Source organism: Desulfonatronum parangueonense (genome assembly GCF_054656975.1).
The window spans coordinates 2,524,992-2,543,488 of record NZ_BAAHXH010000003.1; the positions used below are offsets into that span (position 1 = coordinate 2,524,992).

Below are 18,497 nucleotides of genomic sequence, written 5' to 3' on the forward strand. Positions count from 1 at the left end.
TGCTCCTGCCCGCGACGCTGTATGTCTTTCATAAATCCTTACAACAACTGGCTTGTTACCCTGCACCCGGGCTGCAAGGTCAATCTTTTTCTGGACATTGTCCGTCGACGTGCAGACGGATACCATGATCTACTGACCATATTTTTCCCATTGCCGACACCGCACGACATCCTGACCATCTGGCCCGGCCAACCAGGTGCCGGCCTCCAACTGCGCTGTTCAGATCCTTCAGTTCCAGTCAATCAAAACATTCTTTTTCATAGCTACCATGCCTTTTCCTCCGCCACGGGGTTTGCCCCGGACATTCAGGTTTATCTTGAAAAATTCATTCCCATGGGCGCCGGGCTTGGCGGAGGCAGCAGTGATGCGGCATCGTTTCTCTTGTTCCTGAACAATTTCGCTGGCGATCACGGTCTTGATCAACCTGCCCTGCGCCTCATGGCATCAGATCTCGGAGCGGATGTTCCTTTCTTTCTGACGAACCAGCCGACAATAGCTACCGGTCGGGGCGACCAATTGACGCCTGTTCAGCTTCCCATGAAAGGGCTGACCATGATCCTGGCCTGCCCAAAAATTTCCGTTTCCACGGCTTGGGCGTACAAGGCCTGGGATGACCATCAGTCCCGCAAATCCCCCCCTCCCTTTTCATTGACACCTGTCATGATACCAGATAGTATTTCTGCTTTGTCAAATTTCGTCTTTCACAACAGCTTTGAACTCCCGGTATTTCAAAAATATTCGCAATTACGTGTTGTGAAAGAACTGCTGCTGAGCCACGGTGCCGACGGTGCCGTGCTCAGCGGAAGCGGAGCAAGCGTATTTGCCCTGTTTCGAGACCAGGCCGCAACGCCAAGGGTTTTGGAACAGCTACGGCAGATGGATGTTCCGACATATCAATACACATTCTGAGCAATGTGAATTCCTCACTGATTATTGGGGTGTCGCCAAGCGGTAAGGCACGGGTCTTTGGAATCCGCACTCGGAGGTTCGAATCCTCCCACCCCAGCCACTCATCAAGGATCTTCCCTCATGGCACTTCACGGTGAACTCAAGATACTTTCCGGTTCAGCCAATCCATCACTAGCCAAGGCAATTTGCGACCATCTTGGATGCCTGCTGACGCCGTGCCTTGTTGAAACATTCAGTGATGGCGAGATCCGGATCGAGATCGGCGACAATGTCCGCGGAGACGACGTTTTCGTTGTCCAGCCGACATGCGCACCAGTCAACTACAACTTAATGGAACTCTGCTTGGTTCTTGACGCCCTCAAACGAGCCAGCGCCAAGCGTGTTACCGCAGTAATCCCCTACTATGGATATGCGCGTCAGGACCGAAAGGTTGTTCCTCGGGCACCGATCAGCGCCAAACTGGTTGCCGATTTTCTAACTGTCGCTGGGGTGCACAGGCTGTTGACCATCGATCTGCATGCTGGTCAAATCCAGGGGTTTTTCAATATCCCCGTGGACAATCTTTATGCCGCGCCAGTGCTGCTTCAGCACATCAAATCCCTGATCACCGACCCGAGCGAACTGGTGATCGTCTCTCCGGATGCCGGGGGGACGGAGCGGGCCCGAGCATACGCCAAACGCTTATGTGCCAGCTTGGCCATCATTGACAAACGTCGCCTCTGTCCGAACCAGGCTGAAGCCATGAACGTCATCGGCGATGTGGAGGATAAAGTGGCCGTGGTCCTCGATGATATGATCGATACCGCAGGCACCATGGTACAGGCTGCCAAAGTGCTTATGCAAAAAGGCGCAAAAAGTGTTGTCGCCTGCGCAACCCATGGCGTGCTCTCCGGACCGGCCGTCCAGCGTTTGCAGGACTCCGCTTTCAGCCAAATTCTTGTCACGGACACCATTCCTTTGAAAAATGAAGCTCTGGCCTGCTCCAAGATTCACGCGCTGTCCGTCGCGAGCATTTTGGCCAAGGCTGTCCACAATATCCACACCGAATCATCCGTCAGTGTATTATTTGTCTAAATAAATTTTCCAAGGAGATATATCCATGTCGAGTCAATCAACTCTCAGTGTGGCCGTGCGCTCGGAAACAGGCAGTGGCCCTTGCCGTCGTCTGCGGGACAAGTCTGCCGTTCCCGGGGTCTTTTACAACGCTCAAGGCGTGAATCTTCTTTTTGCCGCTGAGCGGACGCCGCTCCAAAAACTTTTCAACAAGGTCGGTCTGTCGCAGGTCTTTGAACTGGAGATTCGTGAAAATGGTCAGACCCAGCAACAACCTGCCATCATTCGTGACATTCAGTTTCACCCCGTCAAGGGAACCATCAGTCACGTCGATTTTTTTGGTGTCGACCTGACGAAGAAGATCACCGTCTACATTCCTGTTGAAGTTACCGGGAAAGCGAAAGGCATTATCCTTGGCGGCGTACTGCAGGTGTTTCGTGATGAACTCGAAGTCGTAGGGCTTCCCATGTCCATTCCGGAAAAAATTGTGATTGATGTAACTACTTTGGAAATCAATCAGAATATTCATATTCAGGATTTGAAACTTCCTGAAGGCGTTGAATTCATTTTCGACGACAATTTCGCTGTTGTCGGCGTGACAAGTCCTTCGACAAGTGAAGCTGGGGCCGAGGGAGGCGAAGCTGAGAAGGCTGAATAGACACTTACGGACTGACCAAGCCCTTGGGCAAAGACATATCCCACGGGCTTGGTCAGACTTTACTCCAGCCGACTTCAACAACAGCTTTTCCCCTTTCCAATAGACGGCAGAATATCCACTCCCACATTCGGATTAACAGCAGCACCAGGTTCCACATTCAGCAGGAATCGCGCTTCACTTCAAACAATCCATGATGAAACAAGGATTTCGTGGCCTCATAGTTGGCCTCGGCAACCCGGGCGCTGCATATCACCGAACACCACATAATCTCGGTTTTCTGGCCCTGGATGCACTTTTTGCTTCAAAAGATTCCTTCTGGCGAAACATCAGTTCCCCTGTCGCCAACTGCGAACTTTGGCGCGGCGATTTTGAAGGAGAGACTTGGCTTGCTCTCAAGCCGCTGACTTTCATGAATCGAAGCGGAGACGCCGTGGGTCCTCTTATCCGCTGGTACCGGCTTGGTCCGGAAGATCTTATTGTCGTTCATGACGACCTGGATCTTCAGCCGGGCATGCTGCGTTTCAAAATGGGTGGTGGAGCGGCGGGCCATAAGGGAATCCTTTCCATTGCCACCGCACTGGGGACCAATGAATTCGCCCGCCTGCGTCTTGGCATCGGCAGGCCGCCCAAGGGACATGACCCCGCCGGATATGTCTTGCGAAACATCCAGCCCGAACTTACCGCCGTGTACTCGGACGTTCTCGACAAATCCGCCAGTGCGCTCACGACTTTTTGCACCAAAGGACTACCAGCGGCCATGATGGAATATCACAGCAAACCCAAACCACTTTCGTCGGCACAGTCACAGGCGAAACCGCATAATCAAGACAGCCCGAACGCGGTTGAGTAGTTACCTCGATAGCTCATCAAGAAAACCATGGACTCTTCACAAACTTCAGGATATTGTGAAAAAAGGCATTTGGGAAAATTCAGCCCGTTTCGGTACCTCTATCAGGAGTGGTGAATGTGTTCTCGGTTAATGATTTAGTTGTTTATCCGGCACAAGGTGTTGGAAAGATCGAGAAGGTCGAAAGCCAGGACATCGGTGGATGCCAGACTAATCTCTACGTTATCCGCATTCTGAATAACAACGTGATGGTCATGGTGCCGGTTCAAAATGCGAACAATGTCGGACTGCGGCCTCTTTGCACGCCTGACCAGGGCGAGGCCATGCTGGAATACATCCAGGATCGGTCTGACTTTACCGGATATACCGGCCAAAACTGGAATAGACGGTATCGAGAATACTCCGAAAAGCTGAAAAGTGAAAACCTTCAGGATGTCGCTTATGTCCTCAAGGAATTGATCCTCATCGGTAAAGACAAAGAGCTATCTTTTGGCGAAAGACGCCTTCTGGAACAGGCATTGCATCTTATCACGACTGAACTTGCATTTTGTCTTTCAAGTACTCCCGCGGATATACGGACCAGAATTTATTCTTTTTTTGATGACATTTTCAAGCCAGCTGAAGAGGAAAGTGTTGCGGAGTAGTTTTTTGTGAGGGATATTCCGGCTTATCTGTTACGCCTTGAACAAACGCCCGTTTCTCCTTTATGTTTGTTCGCAACTACTCAGCATATCATCCGTTTGATCATAAATCCGCACTGGTTCCGGCAATCCCTGGAATAATTTAGTGAAGAACCTGTTTTCACGTCAGTCATGCCGGTGAAGGCCGACGCTGCCGACTCATTTGTATCTGAATTTGCTGAACAGTTACGTTTCACCGGTTATGTTATCTCATGTATTGACTCGGTGTAATCCTATACGAGAATTTATCTCTTTTCCTTGTCTTTTCTAACATTTCCATATATGAAACAACTTTACCTTCAAAATCTTGAAGCATCCTCCGATTCCTTGTTGCGAACCTGCAATATCCATTAATATACCTTGCATGATTCAAGTCTGACTGTCGTTAATCTCCTTGGCAAACGCTCCCTTTCGATTGAATATGTTGACGACAGTCAACAAATCATGCATGTCAAGATACAGTGTATCTTATAATGTCACGACGCCTCATATCAAATTCACTTCTTTAGGCTCGCTTTTTCTGATGACATTCACGACCACGTAACCTCCTGACGACTAACATTCTTGAAGCAATACCATTGAATACGGTATCAGTGTTCACGTGGACTGCATCGTACACAATTCATCCTGCTCTTTATACAGGAGCAGATCTTACACGCCAAGCCAGTTGCCGTGCTGGATCAGAATCGCTGAACAGACACCTTTCCTTTAACAATCTTAGGAGAAAAGACCGAAGGTACGCACTATGAATCTGTCTGAATTGAAAACCAAATCCATGTATGAACTGACGGAACTGGCAAACCAGTTCAAGGTGGAAAATCCAAGCAACCTCCGCAAGCAGGAACTCATTTTTGCATTGCTTCAGGCATGCGCCTCACAGAATGGATCCATTTTCGGAGAAGGAGTGCTCGAGATTCTTCCGGATGGATTTGGCTTTCTCAGATCTCAGATGTACAGCTACATGCCTGGACCTGACGACATTTACATATCTCCGTCACAGATACGACGTTTCGGCTTGCGAACCGGAGACGTCATTTCCGGACAGATCCGGCCGCCCAAGGATGGGGAACGTTATTTCGCGCTTCTCAAGGTCAAGGAAATCGGTTTCGCCCCTCCGGAAAAATCCAAACAACTTGTCCTGTTTGACAATCTTACACCGATTTATCCGGACAAGCGCTTTGTCATAGAGAATGGCAAGGAAAACTATTCTTCCAGGATTATTGACTTGTTGACCCCCATCGGCATGGGACAACGCGGATTGATCGTTGCTCCTCCCCGCACCGGTAAAACCGTGCTTTTGCAGACCATTGCCAACTCGATCAATGCCAATCACCCCAACGTATACCTGATTGTTTTACTCATCGATGAACGTCCGGAAGAGGTTACGGACATGGCGCGGACCGTCAATGCCGAAGTTGTCAGTTCCACCTTTGATGAACCCCCGACGCGCCACGTCCAGGTTGCGGAAATGGTGCTGGAGAAGGCTAAACGCCTTGTGGAACGCAAGTACGACGTGGTTATTCTCCTTGACAGCATAACCCGACTTGGTCGCGCCTATAATACGGTTACACCGTCTTCGGGCCGGGTTCTTTCCGGCGGACTGGACGCCAACGCTCTTCAGCGTCCCAAGCGCTTCTTCGGCGCAGCCCGGAATATTGAACAGGGCGGAAGTCTGAGCATTATTGCCACGGCGCTGATTGATACGGGGTCCCGGATGGATGAAGTCATTTTTGAAGAGTTCAAGGGTACCGGCAACATGGAGATCTACCTCGACAGACACCTGGCGGACAAGCGACTCTATCCCGCGATTGACATCAATCGTTCCGGTACACGCAAGGAAGAGCTTCTTCTTGACGAGGACGTATTGAACAGGGTCTGGATAATGCGCAAAATATTGTCTTCGATGAATTCGCATGATTCCATGGATTTTCTTTTGGGCAAGATGCGGGGGACAAAAGCCAACCGTGAATTTCTTGATATGATGAACAAGTAGCGGATAGGCGAGGTGCGGGCTTTTGGTGCTCCTGAAATGAGTCCTGCTTGCCTATTGTCCCGCAGTCACTATAAACTGGAGATGACGAAACAAGATCGTTTTTGGCAACTCTTCTACGCCACTTGCCGCCTGCCACGTAATGAGCGCCAGCCTTTCAAAAAATTTTCGCAATTTCTATTTTTGCGAAAATTTTTCCTCACGCTGGCACTCACGTTCCTGATCTTCACCATTCTTTTTCCCTCACCCGCAAAAGCGCAGCTCTCTCTGGGCCGGTTTACCATTTCCGATGAAGTCGAACTCGGCAGGAAATTCAACATCCTGATCCGTTCCCGCATGCCCATGGTGGAAGATCCGGAAATTCTGGAATATGTTCAAGGTATTCTGGAGCGCCTGAAGCAGGAGATGCCGCCGCAACCATTTCCTATTCAGATTGGAGTGATTCGTCATGGCGCGCTGAATGCTTTTGCCGGGCCTGGCGGACATATTTTCGTGCATACCGGGCTTTTGCAGCACCTGGAGAACGAATCTGAGTTTGCCGGGGTGGTGGCCCATGAGTTGGCCCACGTATCGCAACGGCATATCGCCAGTCGCATTGAAAAGGCGCAGCTTGTCAATCTGGCTACGCTGCTTGGCGTCCTGGCCAGCGTCTTTCTGGGCGGCGATGCCCAGTCCGCCTTGCTTTACGGCTCGGTTGCCGCAGGACAGAGCGCCATGCTCTCCTACAGTAGGGAAGACGAGCGTGAGGCCGATCAAGTCGGCATGAACTATCTTGTCGCATCGGGTTTTCGGCCCCAGGGCATGGTTCAGTCATTTGAGGCGATCCGTAAGCTGCGCTGGCTGGGTGGTTCCGCTCCTTTGTATCTGAGTACCCATCCAGGGATCGACGAACGGATTTCTTCCATGAGGGACAGGGTGGACCGTTTACCGGCCCACATCCGGGAACGTGAAGAAAATAACGATAATTATCAGCGTGCCCGAATGCTGGTCATGGCCAGGTACACCGAACCGGACCAGGCCTTGGCTTTTTTTCAAGGACAAGAGCTTGGATCCTGCCTGGATGACCTTGGACTTGCCATTGCCCTGAACCGCGTCAACAAAATAGCCCAAGCCCAGGCTGCTTTCGAGAAGGCCTTGGCATGTTCTCCACACGATCCACTTACCTTGCGCGAGGCCGGAGTTTTTTTTCTGCGACAAGGAAATTTTGCTGAGTCAGGTCGCAGGCTTCAGGAAGCAGTTTTGCGCAACCCCCGGGATTTGATGGCCCTTTTTCACTATGCCCGGCTTCAGATTGCCCTGAACCAGGATGATGAGGCAATCAAACTCCTGGAGCGAATTTTGAAGCACCTGCCGGAACAAGCATCTGTCCATGCTCTTCTGGGCCGTGTCTTGGGTCAGACCGGACAGCTTTTTACCGCACACACTCATCTCGCCTATGCTGCCATCTATTCCGGTGACAAAAAACAGGCTGGCTTCCATATGACTCGCGCTGAAGAACATGCCCGTTCAACCGAGCAACAATCCGAACTGAAAAAAATTCGCGAAACTTTCAAGGAACGCGAAGAACTGCTTCGATGATGTAACTCCTCAGCACACGTTATGTGATCTACCTCCGGCAATTGGGGTTGAAATCGGTTTCGAGAACGTTGAGGCTCCTTCCGCACGGCTTTGCTTGCGATCACGATCCCGATACCGATCCCGATAGCGATACCGACAGCGAGCTGAACTGGGCAACGGCAGCTTATGCTGAATGTTACCGATGAAGTAACTCCTCAGCACTTACGGTGCATGATCGTTCATCAGCGCTGGATCCCGGCTTTTGCCGGAATGACGTTCTTGCTCGATGCCTCCCAGAGTCATACGTAACTGCTCAATAAGGCAGGGCAACCAACCACCGCGGATCCGTGCTGCCTGGATACCGGCCTGCGCCGGTATGACGGAGTGGAGTACCTCGAAAGCGAGTTCTCTCGGTCGTCACCCCGGCGCAGGCCGGGGTCCAGGTGTTTTTTCTATGGTTCACTGCCCGGAGTTATTGAGTAGTTACAGTCATACCGCCCCATGCCGGCATCCATCCCCCCTTATTCGAGCTTGCCGTGTATTTGCCTGATGATTTCCCAAGCCGGAACAGTTGAGCACTTCGCGACAATTGTCAGCAAGTCCTGAATTCCGCGTTTGCCTCCAAGTCTTTCCCAAGGCGGAGAACTTCAAACCTCCGCCAGTCCCAACCAGTCTCCTCCCCCCTCCCCCCTCACCCCTCCACTCACTTCGCTCTCTCCTTTTTTCCGAATCATCCCCACACGATCATTATTAGCCAGTTGCTGATGGAGCTTGTTCACTCATGACAAAAATACGATTCATGAGCACAACACCTTGCTCCAAATTAAAAAACACTATGTTTCATAAATGTAATTTTTATTTAAAATGGCATTTTTTTACTGACATATATTTACATTTTTGAAAAAAAATATGTAAGCCGAAATGGTGCGGACTAATTTAGTTCTTTAATTCCAACATTTTATCTTGAATGGCGCAACACTTGCTTTGTACTGTTCAACACCAATTCAAGCCGGGAGGAGATTTCTCATGCAACTTATCAATGATCGAAGGGATCCACAGGTGCTACTGCAAAGATTTCACGTACAAGATCATCTTGTGAATCCACAATTTCCAGGATTTGCAATATGGTGAGATACTGGAGAAACACCTGATTTTTCTAATTCAAACTCAACAACAACCCAAAAGGAGGCACAATTAATGAAAATGATTACTGCGATAATCAAGCCGTTCAAGCTGGATGACGTGCGCACAGCATTGATGGAAGCGGGTGTTCAGGGACTGACGGTGACGGAGGTCAGAGGCTTTGGAAGACAGAAAGGGCACACGGAAGTCTATCGCGGCGCTGAATATGTTGTCGACTTCAGACCAAAGCTGAAACTGGAAGCGGCGATAGCTGACGATATGGAAGACAAGGTCGTGCAGGTTATTCAGTCCGCTGCATATACGGGAAAAATCGGTGACGGCAAAATATTTGTCTACAATTTGGAAAAATGCGTGCGCATCCGGACAAGCGAAAGCGGACCTGAAGCACTTTAGCAGAGTCCGCTACTGGTAAAGAAAACGTAATCCAACGTCACCATCTTATGGAGGAACAGCGTCGTGGAACAGTTGCTTGAAATTAGTTATGCTCTGGATACATTTTATTTTCTCATGTCCGGAATGCTGGTCATGTGGATGGCCGCCGGGTTCACAATGCTTGAATCAGGCTTGGTTCGCTCAAAAAATACAGTTGAAATTCTGACGAAAAATATTGGCCTGTATTCCATCGCCTGCATAATGTATCTGATCGTGGGCTACAACATCATGTACGGAGATTCCAACAGTTCCATCATCCCCGGAATCGGATTTCTGGTAGGTGGCGACAATACCGTGGCGGATGTTCTCGGTGGCGGGGAGGACGCACCGTATTATTCAAATATCGCGGACTTCTTTTTCCAGGTTGTCTTCGTCGCCACAGCCATGTCCATCATCTCCGGCGCCGTGGCCGAACGGATGAAATTGTGGTCGTTCTTTATTTTCGCCATCGTTCTGACCGGCTTCATTTATCCAATTCAGGGATACTGGAGTTGGGGCGGCGGATTTTTGGATGAACTTGGCTACTCCGACTATGCTGGGTCAGGCATCGTGCATATGGCCGGGGCATCAGCGGCTTTGGCGGCAGTGCTTCTGCTGGGAGCCAGAAAAGGGAAATACGGTCCTGATGGTCAGATCAATCCCATTCCAGGCGCCAACATGCCATTGGCCACCCTGGGAACCTTCATCTTGTGGATGGGATGGTTCGGATTCAACGGCGGCTCTGAGCTGAAAGTATCTGATGTGGAATCAGCCAATGCCGTCGCCATGGTCTTTGCCAACACCAACCTTGCGGCTGCCGCCGGAGTGGTGGCTGGATTGATCACGGCTCAGCTGATGTTCGGCAAAGCGGATTTGACGATGGGTTTGAACGGGGCCTTGGCTGGACTCGTGGCTATCACCGCTGGTCCTGATACACCGTCCATGATCCTGGCAGTCTTCATTGGTGCTGTCGGCGGCGTGATTGTGGTGTTTTCCATCGTCGCCCTGGACAAGTTGCGCATTGACGACCCTGTGGGCGCCATTTCCGTTCACGGCGTTGTCGGTATCTGGGGATTGCTGGCGGTTCTCTTGTCCAATAATGATGCTACCTTCTTCGGACAGCTTGCCGGGATCGTCTGCATTTTCGGATTTGTCTTTATTGCCAGCCTGCTGTTGTGGTTGGTCCTCAAGCTGACCATCGGAATCCGGGTGGATGAGGAGATGGAATACCAGGGCATGGATGTGGCCGAATGTGGATTGGAGGCCTATCCGGAATTCACCGGCTCCAGATTAGCCAGCAAATAAACAACCACTGAATTCCAAACAACCGGCCGGGCTGCTTATTGCGGCCCGGCCGTTTTTTGTTGGCCTGAAACAACTGGGCGTCACAGAGTATTGCCAAAGACGGACTTTTACCCAGTCGACATGGCTGGGGAAGACACTTCGCGCCATGAGTGCATGGCAGTGTTTCAGTCCGGTATTATCGTCAATTGGGCTGAAACTGTCCGTCTCCTGATTCTTACCAGATGCTGCCCAGCCGTCCTGAAGCGGAGAACGGCATGTTGCCAAGTCCGAGCAGGGTGCCGGAAATGGTGTAGGTGGAATTTTTAAGGTTGTCCCAGTCCAGGAAGGCTTCCGCCTCCGCGACAAGGGCAATGGGGCCGTCGGCCCGGATGGAGGTCAGGCGCAGATGATTGCCATCAAGGAAAGCATGACCTTGCAGGTTGATGGTCATGATTCCCGGAGCGAGCACCAGCAGTCCGGGGGCATGGATCTGGAGTTCGCCCTGGTAAGGCGGTTCATTCCAGGTTCGCCATTGCAGAAAGCCTTCCGTTTCCAGAATACCTTGAACCCGCAACTCCGGAAGCATCTGTTGAATATTCACTGCTCCGGAAAGATTTAAGTTCCTGTCCCATCCGAGTCCGGCAAACAGCACCGGACCGGTGGAGGCTTCCAGGGTCACCGGTCTGGATGTTCCCAGATTGATCGTCAACTCAGAAAAATAGAGGCGGTTCTGATTCATCATCATGTCGAATCCGCCGTACGTTATATGCGTCAAGCCACGGGCGCCAACTGTCTGCCAGGACCAGGTCGTCTGGGGCAGATTCCCAAGAGTGTTCCTGAGCACCTGACTCCAAAGGATCTCGCGGGACAGAAAAAAAAGCAGACCAAGGAGCAACCCGATAAAGAATATGGTCCCGGTTACTCCCAGGCGTTTGAAAAAACCGGGTTCCGCACTGACCGCGTCAGCGGCGGCTTGCGTTGATTTTTCGGAGGTCATCGGAAAAGTACCAATTGCAGATCGGCCAGGGACGGATTGTCCATGCGCCGGTTAAAGGTCAAGGTTGAGGTTCGCAGCCCGGCACCATGGCCCAGGGCCTCCAGGAGCGCGAGCAGATCCGGCAGATTCAATCGCTCGTAGTAGAGCTGGACTCCGTCTCGGCCAGTGGCTTGCAAAGCCGGCCTGACCGAAATGAGCTTGTCCTCCAGACCAATGTCCCTGCTGACCTGCCGCACGGCGACCAGTACAGGCATGTCGGCCAGCGGTCGGCCGTGCTCTCGCTCCAAGCCGCGAATTTCCTGAACCATTTCCAGAACCCGCGCATGACGCTCCAGTGCCATTTGACCTTGTTCCTCAGTACGCATGGTCCAGGCATGCAGCCAGATCCAGAGGAAAAAAAAGATCAATACACTGAGCGTCATCAGCAGATAAAGCGCACCGCGTTGCCGCTCCGGTGGCCAATCCCGCCAGTATGTCACTTGTTGAATCGTCGATGCAAACATGCTTCCTGCTTTGAAATATCTACTGATAGTGATGCGGGGCAGTCGTACTCACCTCTTCTGATCCGCCGCAGTTCAATAACTGATTCGCAGCGTCACGAGAATACCGGCCTCCAGACTGGAAGCCTGGTCCAGGTCAAACCGCAGGTTCCCCTGGCCCTCCAGGGCACGAAGCAGGGCCTCCAGCTGTTCGTAATCCGCTAATCTTGCCCTGACGGTTCCGGTGTTCGGTCCCATGGAGAAGCTTTCCACGTGGAAGCCTGGAGGAGCTGAAGAGCTAAGAACTCCGAGCATGGACAAGGGGTCTGGACCCGTCCGGTCAGAGCCCTGAAGCTGGCTGAGGCGGAAAAGCAGGCGTCCGAACGGGTCGTCGCCGAGAGGAGGGGCAAGTACTTCGGCATACAAGATGTTCGTCGCCTGCTCCAGGTGCGAGAGTTGCGACATCTGTGTTGAAAGTCGCAATGCCTGGCCGAAAGAAAAAAGCCCGCCAAGAAGCGCCGCCGCGATACAAAATCCCGCGAGTTTGCGTAAATCGGCCCTGTTGCCGTTCTCCGTCGGCAACGGAAGGCGCAGGGTCGACCAGCCGACAACGGGAGCAACATGAAGCAGGTCGTTGAATTGCCATCGCCTGGGTGCGGATGCGGCGGAGGCATTTTTGCCGTCCAATGGCGGAACAGCGAGTCTTTCCCGCAGTTCCGTCTCATCGCCATGGAAACAATTCAGGACATTGCCCCGCAGGAACGCAAATGTCTTCTCTTCCGGATTTTCCCATACCCAGTCCCGGACGCCGTGGAGAAAACCGGCGTTCCAGGCCAGAAAAAGTGGCGTGGTTACGGCATTGGCCTTTCGAATCGTGTCATGATGGCGGCGGGTAAAAGCCTCCAATGCAGGATGATGAAAATACCCCAGAAAATGTTTTTTTTCGGCATCAGACAGAATCCCGGAGCCGTTGCTCGAAGAAGGGGCGGCCGGAAACAATTGCTCGATCTGCAACTTGGCGGCAGCGGTCAGCTGACGATGACTTCCGGCATGATCGGCAATGTCCGGCTGGAAAAAGAAAAAGAAACGATCCGGCAGCAGGACCAGAATCGGCATGGTCCGCGTCGAGCGGGCCGGTTGCGCGGGATGGAGGGCCTGTCCGTCAAAATGTTCCCAAACGGGAACGTCATTGATGAACCGGACCAGATAAAAAGGAGTGTTGGAAGAAAGGACTGGAGGCAAATTCAGCTCGCCGTTCAAACCGTGAAATTCAGTGTCGCAAGTTGGTGATCCAAAGACCGAGCCGCCGGTCACATCGTTCCAGTTTGGACGTCTCTTCTCGGAGCAATGTCCAGAGGTCTGGATTCCAGGATGTCCCTGGCAAGGATGCGGGGCGGAGTTTCCACCAGGATGGTGGAATGTTCCACGATCACGCGGTGCAATTCATACCATGCAGGTTGACGGACCTCAACAGAGATCTCGAGAATGTCCGATTCCAGGGCAAGAAGGGGCAGCACACGCTGATAAAGGTCCATGGGCAGCCTGATTTGGGACATCAGTTCGTCGGTGCTCCTGAATCCCCGCTCTGTCCGGTGCCGGTCAATAGCCGGCCAGTAGGCTTCCAGTTCCGGTGCCACAGCCAGCAGGACGTCGGACGCGGCAAAGTTGAGGTTGACCCGGCCGTCCCGGCCCCACACCGTGAACCGGTCCCGCACCCAATCCGGATCAAGCCTGTTGAATCCACGTACCAGCAGCAGCTCCTCCGGCCGCTCCATGGCTCCCTTTCTGGGGCGATAGTTCGGCTGAACATCGGCATAGGGCATGTCCGCCCAACGTTCGGACCCCGGCTTGTCCGGATCGTATCCCAGGCCAAGCCAGAGCAGGATGTCCTGAACCTCCGCTTCAAGAGCCGCGTCACGCAGAATTCGGGACAAGGCGTCATGCAGGCGTTGCATGCCCTGGGGGTGAAGACTTGGTGGATGCAAAGCATTCAGGTTCAACTTTGCATTGACCGGCATGACCATGATCCGGATGCCGTCTTCCTGCCAGGTCAACAATTCAGGTCGTCCGGCGTGGCCTGAACCTGCCGCATTGACCTGCCCAAGCAATCCGAGGGCCTTTGTCAGGGCCGCTTCGGCCTGCAGTTCCGCCTGAAGCGTTTGGACCAGAAAAACGTGATCTTCGACGACATGAGCGGCGCGCTGGGTGACCTGAAGAACAAGCGTACTGAAAAGAAGCAAGGTCGCCAGGACCAGAACCAGAATGGCCCCCTGCGGCTGCAAGGCTCGCGGATTGTCGTCTCTAGAGCGCGGGTTCATGGTGCAGTGGCAGACGGAAAACGAACCGCCAGGGGGCATGCCCGGGAGCCTGCAAATCCAGCCGCATGCCTGCCGGAGACGGCCTGTCTCCGGCACGCAGCCATGACCGCAGATCGATCCATCTGGATTCACTTAAATCGTAAAGCGCAAGAGCCCAGCTCTCCATCTCCGGCATGATGACCTTTGATCGGACATATGTCAGATCCAGTTGTTCCTCGTCGCGTCGCAGGCCCTGGTTTGAGAACAACCAGGTTACCGTCATCGGCATGGGGCCGGGGAGAAGATGGTTATGTCCTGTTTCCAGTGAAAAACCGTGCTCCGTGAAGGTGATTTCCGTATCCGGAAGAACATAGCGCAGGTCCATGCTCAGCAGTCGATGCAGCACGCCTCGCGCGCGCTGCGCCTCCGCCGCCTGCTCCAGAGCCGACGATGCCACGGCTCCGCGCATGAGAACAGAAGCAACCATGGTCACAAGCAGACCGGCGGCGGCAAGAGCGACAAGAACTTCCAGAAGGGTGAAGCCGAAAACCCCACAGCCGCGACTTGCCCTGACCTCTGGGAGCCGGTGCAGGCCAAAGCGCCGAGGGGGCATGGAATCAAGGGGCAGGGACTTGAAAATCATGGTGCGCCAGAGGGCCAGGACCAGTTCATTTCACGCCCGGCAGTGCGGGTGATCAGAAAAAACCAGGGTGTGGGCCGCTCCGGCGCGGCAGGCGTCAGGCCGACGTGCCAGTTCGGCATGGTCTGTGTTTCGGCACGGGCCAATTCCACGCCCATGAGCGCTTCCTGGGCCATACCCAGGTGGTCCCAGAGCAGGTCGGCTTCCCTGGCCTGGTTCAGGCCGTGATGCTGGAGTGCGAGCAGGCCTGAAGCCATGGTCGCGGCCACGACCAGGGCTACCAGAACCTCCACCAGGGAAAATCCCGCGGCACTATTTTGTGGCTGGGTGAGTTTCATTGACGCTCCGAAGCCAGCAACCGCACGTCAAGTTCGCTGGTCCGCCATTGTTCACCGTTGGCGAATACAAGAACCAGAGGATCCATATAGCCCGCGGGATAGATGCGCAGCAATGCCTCCGTACGCGGACAAGGCGCCGCGTTGATGGTGCAGCGGGTTACCGGCTGATGCATGCGGTGCGAGGCCTCGTTCCAAACAAAGCGCCCCTGGACATGATCCAGGCGGACCTCCTGAAATCGTCCTGAAAAAAATGCCGCATGGCGAACCTGATCCAGAAAAACGTTCAACTCGTGCAAGGGAGCGTCTGCACGGCGGGGGGCCGTGGGATCAAGTCTGGGCAGCAGGGTGAACCAGCCCAGGCTCACGATGAGCAACACTATAAGCAGTTCTATCAGGGTCAGGCCTGTCTGCCGGGTTGCGTTACAGTTGCGCCTCGCGGTCGTCACTCGTCCAGTTCCCAACTGTTGATGTCTCTGGCAAAGCCGGTACCGCCCTCCTTGCCGTCGGACCCCAGACTGGTAATTTCATAATCCCGGCCCTGCTGTCCCGGAGATCGGTATCGGTATTCATTGCCCCAAGGGTCCCGGGGTACGGAAGAGGCTTCCAGATACCCACCCGGGCGATAGTTCCAGGGCGGGGCGCCTCTTTCCGGTTTCGTGATCAATGCGGCCAGCCCCTGCTCCGTGGTCGGATAGACCCCGTTGTCCAAGCGGTAAAGACGCAAGGCGGATTCCAGGGTCCGGATGTCCATGCGGGCCTTGGCCACCCTGGCTTCCTCCGGACGATCCATGATTCGGGGTACCAGCAGCGTGGCCATCAATCCAAGAATGACCACAACGATCATCAGTTCGATCAGGCTGAAGCCTGGACTATGTTTCATCAATCTCCTCCATGCTGAGGTCGGTAATGTGTCTGAGCAGCAAGGCCGCAAGATCAAGGAGAGCCGGATCCCAGGCGTGGAACTGTATGACTGCCTGGAAGTGAAATCCAACGCGGAGGCAAATCCGGGCGCAGGCTCTCCCGGATCGGGAGAAGCCCGTTTCCGGGAAGCGAACCTGTGAAGTCCGATTCCATGGCCACCCACCACAGGAAGAAGCGTTTGTCTGGAACATGCCGGGCCAGGAGCAGGTATCCGTCACGAGCCAGCACCGGATCGGCAAAAACGTATTCCTGACCGCGCCAGCGAACTGTTGCGTCGACATCCACCGGGAGCGGCCGCAATTCAGCGGGCGCGGGTTCGGGGGGTGCTGTGAGCGACCCATCCCGCAACGAATACCAGCGGTGAACATGGTCGATGTCGCGGATTCGCAGCAAGCCCGCATCAGGTGCGACTTGAACTTCCATTTGTGGTGAGCCAAAATGCAGCTTGCGCAGCCAGTGCTCGTCCTGTGTGCGAAAGATCAGGATTCCCGATTCCAGATCGAGTTGTTCCAGCAGGATGAATGGACCATCGGAATCGACGGATTGCGAATCCGTGAATACATCCCCGGAAAACATGCGCCCTTCCGGAACGTCCCAGACAACGGTTCGCTCACCGGGCGGAAATTCGGACAGTTGTTGAAAATCCTCGTCTCTTTCCACAACGCGCAAAGCAAGGCGTCCGTCATGAAACATCGCGGCTTCAAAGGGACCACCCGGAATACGTTTTTGGTCCAGCAGGTCAAGGCCCGGCAAGGTCCAGATCAGCAGCCACCCGGCCTGATCAACGATTTGGAGAAGACCTTCCCGCGGACTGAACTGCACGGCCAGGGGCGGGTAGCGCAGGGTACCCAGATATTCAAGCGGTTTCTCTGGTGACCCGGCATGCAGTCGCCGGCCCGCATCCACCAATGCGACCCAGGTCAGCGAAGAGGACAGGGCCGCGGCACGGAGCGCACGTTCACTGGAAACAGTCGCCACATGGGCGCAGTGTCGCAGATCAAAGATATGCAGTTCATCTTTGGAAATCTCTCCCACGGCGCCAAGATACGGCCCCGATCCGTCCCAGGCCAGCAGTGAAACCGGTGTTTCCCTGGGCAAGGTCAATAACGGGCATGGCCAGGAACTCCAGATGCGAATGTCTCCATTTTGCAGACCGGCGGCCAAACCAACGGCAGTGGGATTACCGGTTCGCGGGGCGGCTTCGGCTCGCGGACCAGCCTGAAACGTCGTTACCCCGGCTGCGAGTTGCAGCATCACCGGCTCGTGAGCCAGTTCGATGAAGTACCGGCCGGTCTTTTCGGGTACGGGAAAATCGATTCCAGGTGAAGGATACTGATGGGCAAGAGTTTGCCGGATCAGTTCCTCCAGCGTCATGGTCGCGCCGAAAGGCGCAGCTTCGGTGAGAACATGGATGGGAGCAGGCGTGGCGACCTGTCTGACGGGAGCGCAACCCTGGACGACGGCCAGCAGCGTAAGGACTGCCAGGAGCCAAATCCCCTGTTTGCTATTCCGGAAAATCCGGGTAAGTGTCATGCGTGCCTCAAACATGATCTTTCAATTACTATGCCCGCCGATTCAACACCATCCCGGATATCCCTCCTGGACATGTTCCGCGGCAGCGCAGTGCTGCTCATGCTGGTCTACCATTTCTGTTTTGACCTGCAGTATTTCGGCATTGTACGCTTCAATTTTCAGTCTGATCCATTCTGGCTGATTTTTCGCGCGGTCATTGTAAGCGGTTTCGTGCTGGCCGTGGGCGTCAGCCTGGCCCTGTCCACCCGCAACGGCCTCAAGCCGTGGCGTTTCGTCCGCAGACAGGCAATCCTGGGAGCAGCGGCAGCCATGGTTTCCCTGAGCACGTACCTGCTGTTCCCCGCAACCTGGGTTGTTTTCGGAATCCTGCACTTCATCTTTGTCGGCAGAATGTTAGCACTGTTTTTCTTGCGTTTCCACGCAATGAACCTGCTTTTTGCCCTGCTCTTCCTGCTTGCGGGACTATTTCTCGAACACCCGGTATTCAACCATCCCTGGCTGCACTGGCTGGGCATGATGACGCACAAGCCATTCACGGAAGATTACGTCCCGGTGCTGCCGTGGTTCGGTGTTCTGCTGTTGGGCATTCCACTCGGAAAAATGATTGCGCAAGGCCGGTTGTCAATCCAGAGCGTTTCCAGGTTGCCTTCTGTCCTGGCACCCGTTTCCTGGCTGGGCCGTAACAGCCTAGCCGTCTACCTGCTCCACCAGCCCCTGTTCATGGGCATCCTGTACATTATTCTGCGCTGATCCCGTTTTA

At 53.8% G+C, this 18,497-nt stretch carries 19 protein-coding genes and 1 tRNA gene; 11 read left to right on the plus strand and 9 right to left on the minus strand.

From position 1 onward, the window contains the following. Positions 1-21: 21 nt before the first annotated feature. From ispE to ACYQ15_RS11620, 10 genes are all read left to right on the plus strand, one after another. Positions 22-909 (plus strand): 4-(cytidine 5'-diphospho)-2-C-methyl-D-erythritol kinase, encoded by an 888-nt coding sequence (gene ispE, locus ACYQ15_RS11575; protein ID WP_459937668.1) that lies wholly within the window; start codon positions 22-24, stop codon positions 907-909. A gap of 25 nt (positions 910-934) precedes the next feature. Further along, a tRNA-Gln gene (locus ACYQ15_RS11580) sits at positions 935-1,009 on the plus strand. A gap of 20 nt (positions 1,010-1,029) precedes the next feature. Next, positions 1,030-1,983 carry a ribose-phosphate diphosphokinase gene (locus ACYQ15_RS11585; RefSeq protein ID WP_459937669.1) on the plus strand — a complete coding sequence of 318 codons (954 nt, stop codon included), beginning with the start codon at positions 1,030-1,032 and terminating at the stop codon, positions 1,981-1,983. Between the two features lie 25 nt (positions 1,984-2,008). Then, positions 2,009-2,620 (plus strand): 50S ribosomal protein L25/general stress protein Ctc, encoded by a 612-nt coding sequence (locus ACYQ15_RS11590; protein WP_459937670.1) that lies wholly within the window; start codon positions 2,009-2,011, stop codon positions 2,618-2,620. A 190-nt stretch (positions 2,621-2,810) separates the two neighbouring features. Continuing rightward, positions 2,811-3,470: an aminoacyl-tRNA hydrolase gene (gene pth / locus ACYQ15_RS11595; RefSeq protein WP_459937671.1), complete on the plus strand. Its 660-nt coding sequence runs from the start codon at positions 2,811-2,813 to the stop codon at positions 3,468-3,470. A 116-nt stretch (positions 3,471-3,586) separates the two neighbouring features. Beyond that, positions 3,587-4,111: a CarD family transcriptional regulator gene (locus ACYQ15_RS11600; protein WP_459937672.1), complete on the plus strand. Its 525-nt coding sequence runs from the start codon at positions 3,587-3,589 to the stop codon at positions 4,109-4,111. Positions 4,112-4,892: 781 nt separating this feature from the next. Further along, on the plus strand, positions 4,893-6,140 hold the full coding sequence (rho, locus tag ACYQ15_RS11605) for a transcription termination factor Rho (protein ID WP_459937673.1): 1,248 nt from the start codon (positions 4,893-4,895) through the stop codon (positions 6,138-6,140). Between the two features lie 180 nt (positions 6,141-6,320). Further along, a complete protein-coding gene (locus ACYQ15_RS11610) occupies positions 6,321-7,715 on the plus strand; it encodes a beta-barrel assembly-enhancing protease (protein WP_459937674.1) in 1,395 nt (464 codons plus the stop codon). A gap of 1,176 nt (positions 7,716-8,891) precedes the next feature. Continuing rightward, positions 8,892-9,230 carry a P-II family nitrogen regulator gene (locus ACYQ15_RS11615; RefSeq protein ID WP_459937675.1) on the plus strand — a complete coding sequence of 113 codons (339 nt, stop codon included), beginning with the start codon at positions 8,892-8,894 and terminating at the stop codon, positions 9,228-9,230. Positions 9,231-9,293: 63 nt separating this feature from the next. Next, on the plus strand, positions 9,294-10,553 hold the full coding sequence (locus tag ACYQ15_RS11620; RefSeq protein WP_459937676.1) for an ammonium transporter: 1,260 nt from the start codon (positions 9,294-9,296) through the stop codon (positions 10,551-10,553). 214 nt (positions 10,554-10,767) lie between these two features. Here the strand turns inward: ACYQ15_RS11620 and ACYQ15_RS11625 are convergent, their stop codons facing one another. From ACYQ15_RS11625 to ACYQ15_RS11665, 9 genes are all read right to left on the minus strand, one after another. Beyond that, positions 10,768-11,529, minus strand: coding sequence for a hypothetical protein (locus ACYQ15_RS11625; RefSeq protein WP_459937677.1), 762 nt, complete (start codon positions 11,527-11,529; stop codon positions 10,768-10,770). Further along, on the minus strand, positions 11,526-12,032 hold the full coding sequence (gene gspM, locus ACYQ15_RS11630; protein WP_459937678.1) for a type II secretion system protein M: 507 nt from the start codon (positions 12,030-12,032) through the stop codon (positions 11,526-11,528). Before gspM ends, ACYQ15_RS11625 begins: the two co-directional genes overlap by 4 nt. Positions 12,033-12,104: 72 nt before the next feature. Further along, positions 12,105-13,250, minus strand: a complete 1,146-nt coding sequence (locus tag ACYQ15_RS11635) for a hypothetical protein (RefSeq protein ID WP_459937679.1) — start codon at positions 13,248-13,250, stop codon at positions 12,105-12,107. 68 nt (positions 13,251-13,318) lie between these two features. Then, positions 13,319-14,365 carry a hypothetical protein gene (locus ACYQ15_RS11640; protein WP_459937680.1) on the minus strand — a complete coding sequence of 349 codons (1,047 nt, stop codon included), beginning with the start codon at positions 14,363-14,365 and terminating at the stop codon, positions 13,319-13,321. Next, the gene (locus tag ACYQ15_RS11645) at positions 14,310-14,948 is read right to left on the minus strand and encodes a prepilin-type N-terminal cleavage/methylation domain-containing protein (RefSeq protein ID WP_459937681.1); all 639 of its coding nucleotides are present in this window, start codon (positions 14,946-14,948) and stop codon (positions 14,310-14,312) included. Before ACYQ15_RS11645 ends, ACYQ15_RS11640 begins: the two co-directional genes overlap by 56 nt. Then, on the minus strand, positions 14,945-15,283 hold the full coding sequence (locus tag ACYQ15_RS11650; protein WP_459937682.1) for a prepilin-type N-terminal cleavage/methylation domain-containing protein: 339 nt from the start codon (positions 15,281-15,283) through the stop codon (positions 14,945-14,947). Before ACYQ15_RS11650 ends, ACYQ15_RS11645 begins: the two co-directional genes overlap by 4 nt. Continuing rightward, on the minus strand, positions 15,280-15,729 hold the full coding sequence (locus ACYQ15_RS11655; protein ID WP_459937683.1) for a prepilin-type N-terminal cleavage/methylation domain-containing protein: 450 nt from the start codon (positions 15,727-15,729) through the stop codon (positions 15,280-15,282). The genes ACYQ15_RS11650 and ACYQ15_RS11655 overlap by 4 nt, the downstream gene beginning before the upstream one ends. Continuing rightward, on the minus strand, positions 15,726-16,163 hold the full coding sequence (gene gspG, locus ACYQ15_RS11660; RefSeq protein ID WP_459937684.1) for a type II secretion system major pseudopilin GspG: 438 nt from the start codon (positions 16,161-16,163) through the stop codon (positions 15,726-15,728). The genes ACYQ15_RS11655 and gspG overlap by 4 nt, the downstream gene beginning before the upstream one ends. Positions 16,164-16,216: 53 nt before the next feature. Beyond that, complete coding sequence (locus ACYQ15_RS11665; RefSeq protein WP_459937685.1) at positions 16,217-17,737, minus strand: hypothetical protein; 1,521 nt, start codon at positions 17,735-17,737, stop codon at positions 16,217-16,219. Between the two features lie 30 nt (positions 17,738-17,767). On the opposite strand from ACYQ15_RS11665, the gene ACYQ15_RS11670 reads away from it, so the two are divergent. Next, a complete protein-coding gene (locus ACYQ15_RS11670) occupies positions 17,768-18,487 on the plus strand; it encodes a heparan-alpha-glucosaminide N-acetyltransferase (protein ID WP_459937686.1) in 720 nt (239 codons plus the stop codon). The last annotated feature ends 10 nt before the right edge of the window (positions 18,488-18,497 follow it).

Excerpts from the sequence above, each read along its gene's own strand:
- ispE (WP_459937668.1), top strand. The coding sequence starts at position 22 with ATGTCTTTCATAAATCCTTACAACAACTGGCTTGTTACCCTGCACCCG.
- ACYQ15_RS11585 (WP_459937669.1), top strand. The coding sequence starts at position 1,030 with ATGGCACTTCACGGTGAACTCAAGATACTTTCCGGTTCAGCCAATCCA.
- ACYQ15_RS11590 (WP_459937670.1), top strand. The coding sequence starts at position 2,009 with ATGTCGAGTCAATCAACTCTCAGTGTGGCCGTGCGCTCGGAAACAGGC.
- pth (WP_459937671.1), top strand. The coding sequence starts at position 2,811 with ATGATGAAACAAGGATTTCGTGGCCTCATAGTTGGCCTCGGCAACCCG.
- rho (WP_459937673.1), top strand. The coding sequence starts at position 4,893 with ATGAATCTGTCTGAATTGAAAACCAAATCCATGTATGAACTGACGGAA.
- ACYQ15_RS11615 (WP_459937675.1), top strand. The coding sequence starts at position 8,892 with ATGAAAATGATTACTGCGATAATCAAGCCGTTCAAGCTGGATGACGTG.
- ACYQ15_RS11625 (WP_459937677.1), bottom strand. The coding sequence starts at position 11,529 with ATGACCTCCGAAAAATCAACGCAAGCCGCCGCTGACGCGGTCAGTGCG.
- gspM (WP_459937678.1), bottom strand. The coding sequence starts at position 12,032 with ATGTTTGCATCGACGATTCAACAAGTGACATACTGGCGGGATTGGCCA.
- ACYQ15_RS11640 (WP_459937680.1), bottom strand. The coding sequence starts at position 14,365 with ATGCCCCCTGGCGGTTCGTTTTCCGTCTGCCACTGCACCATGAACCCG.
- ACYQ15_RS11645 (WP_459937681.1), bottom strand. The coding sequence starts at position 14,948 with ATGATTTTCAAGTCCCTGCCCCTTGATTCCATGCCCCCTCGGCGCTTT.
- ACYQ15_RS11650 (WP_459937682.1), bottom strand. The coding sequence starts at position 15,283 with ATGAAACTCACCCAGCCACAAAATAGTGCCGCGGGATTTTCCCTGGTG.
- gspG (WP_459937684.1), bottom strand. The coding sequence starts at position 16,163 with ATGAAACATAGTCCAGGCTTCAGCCTGATCGAACTGATGATCGTTGTG.
- ACYQ15_RS11665 (WP_459937685.1), bottom strand. The coding sequence starts at position 17,737 with ATGACACTTACCCGGATTTTCCGGAATAGCAAACAGGGGATTTGGCTC.
- ACYQ15_RS11670 (WP_459937686.1), top strand. The coding sequence starts at position 17,768 with ATGCCCGCCGATTCAACACCATCCCGGATATCCCTCCTGGACATGTTC.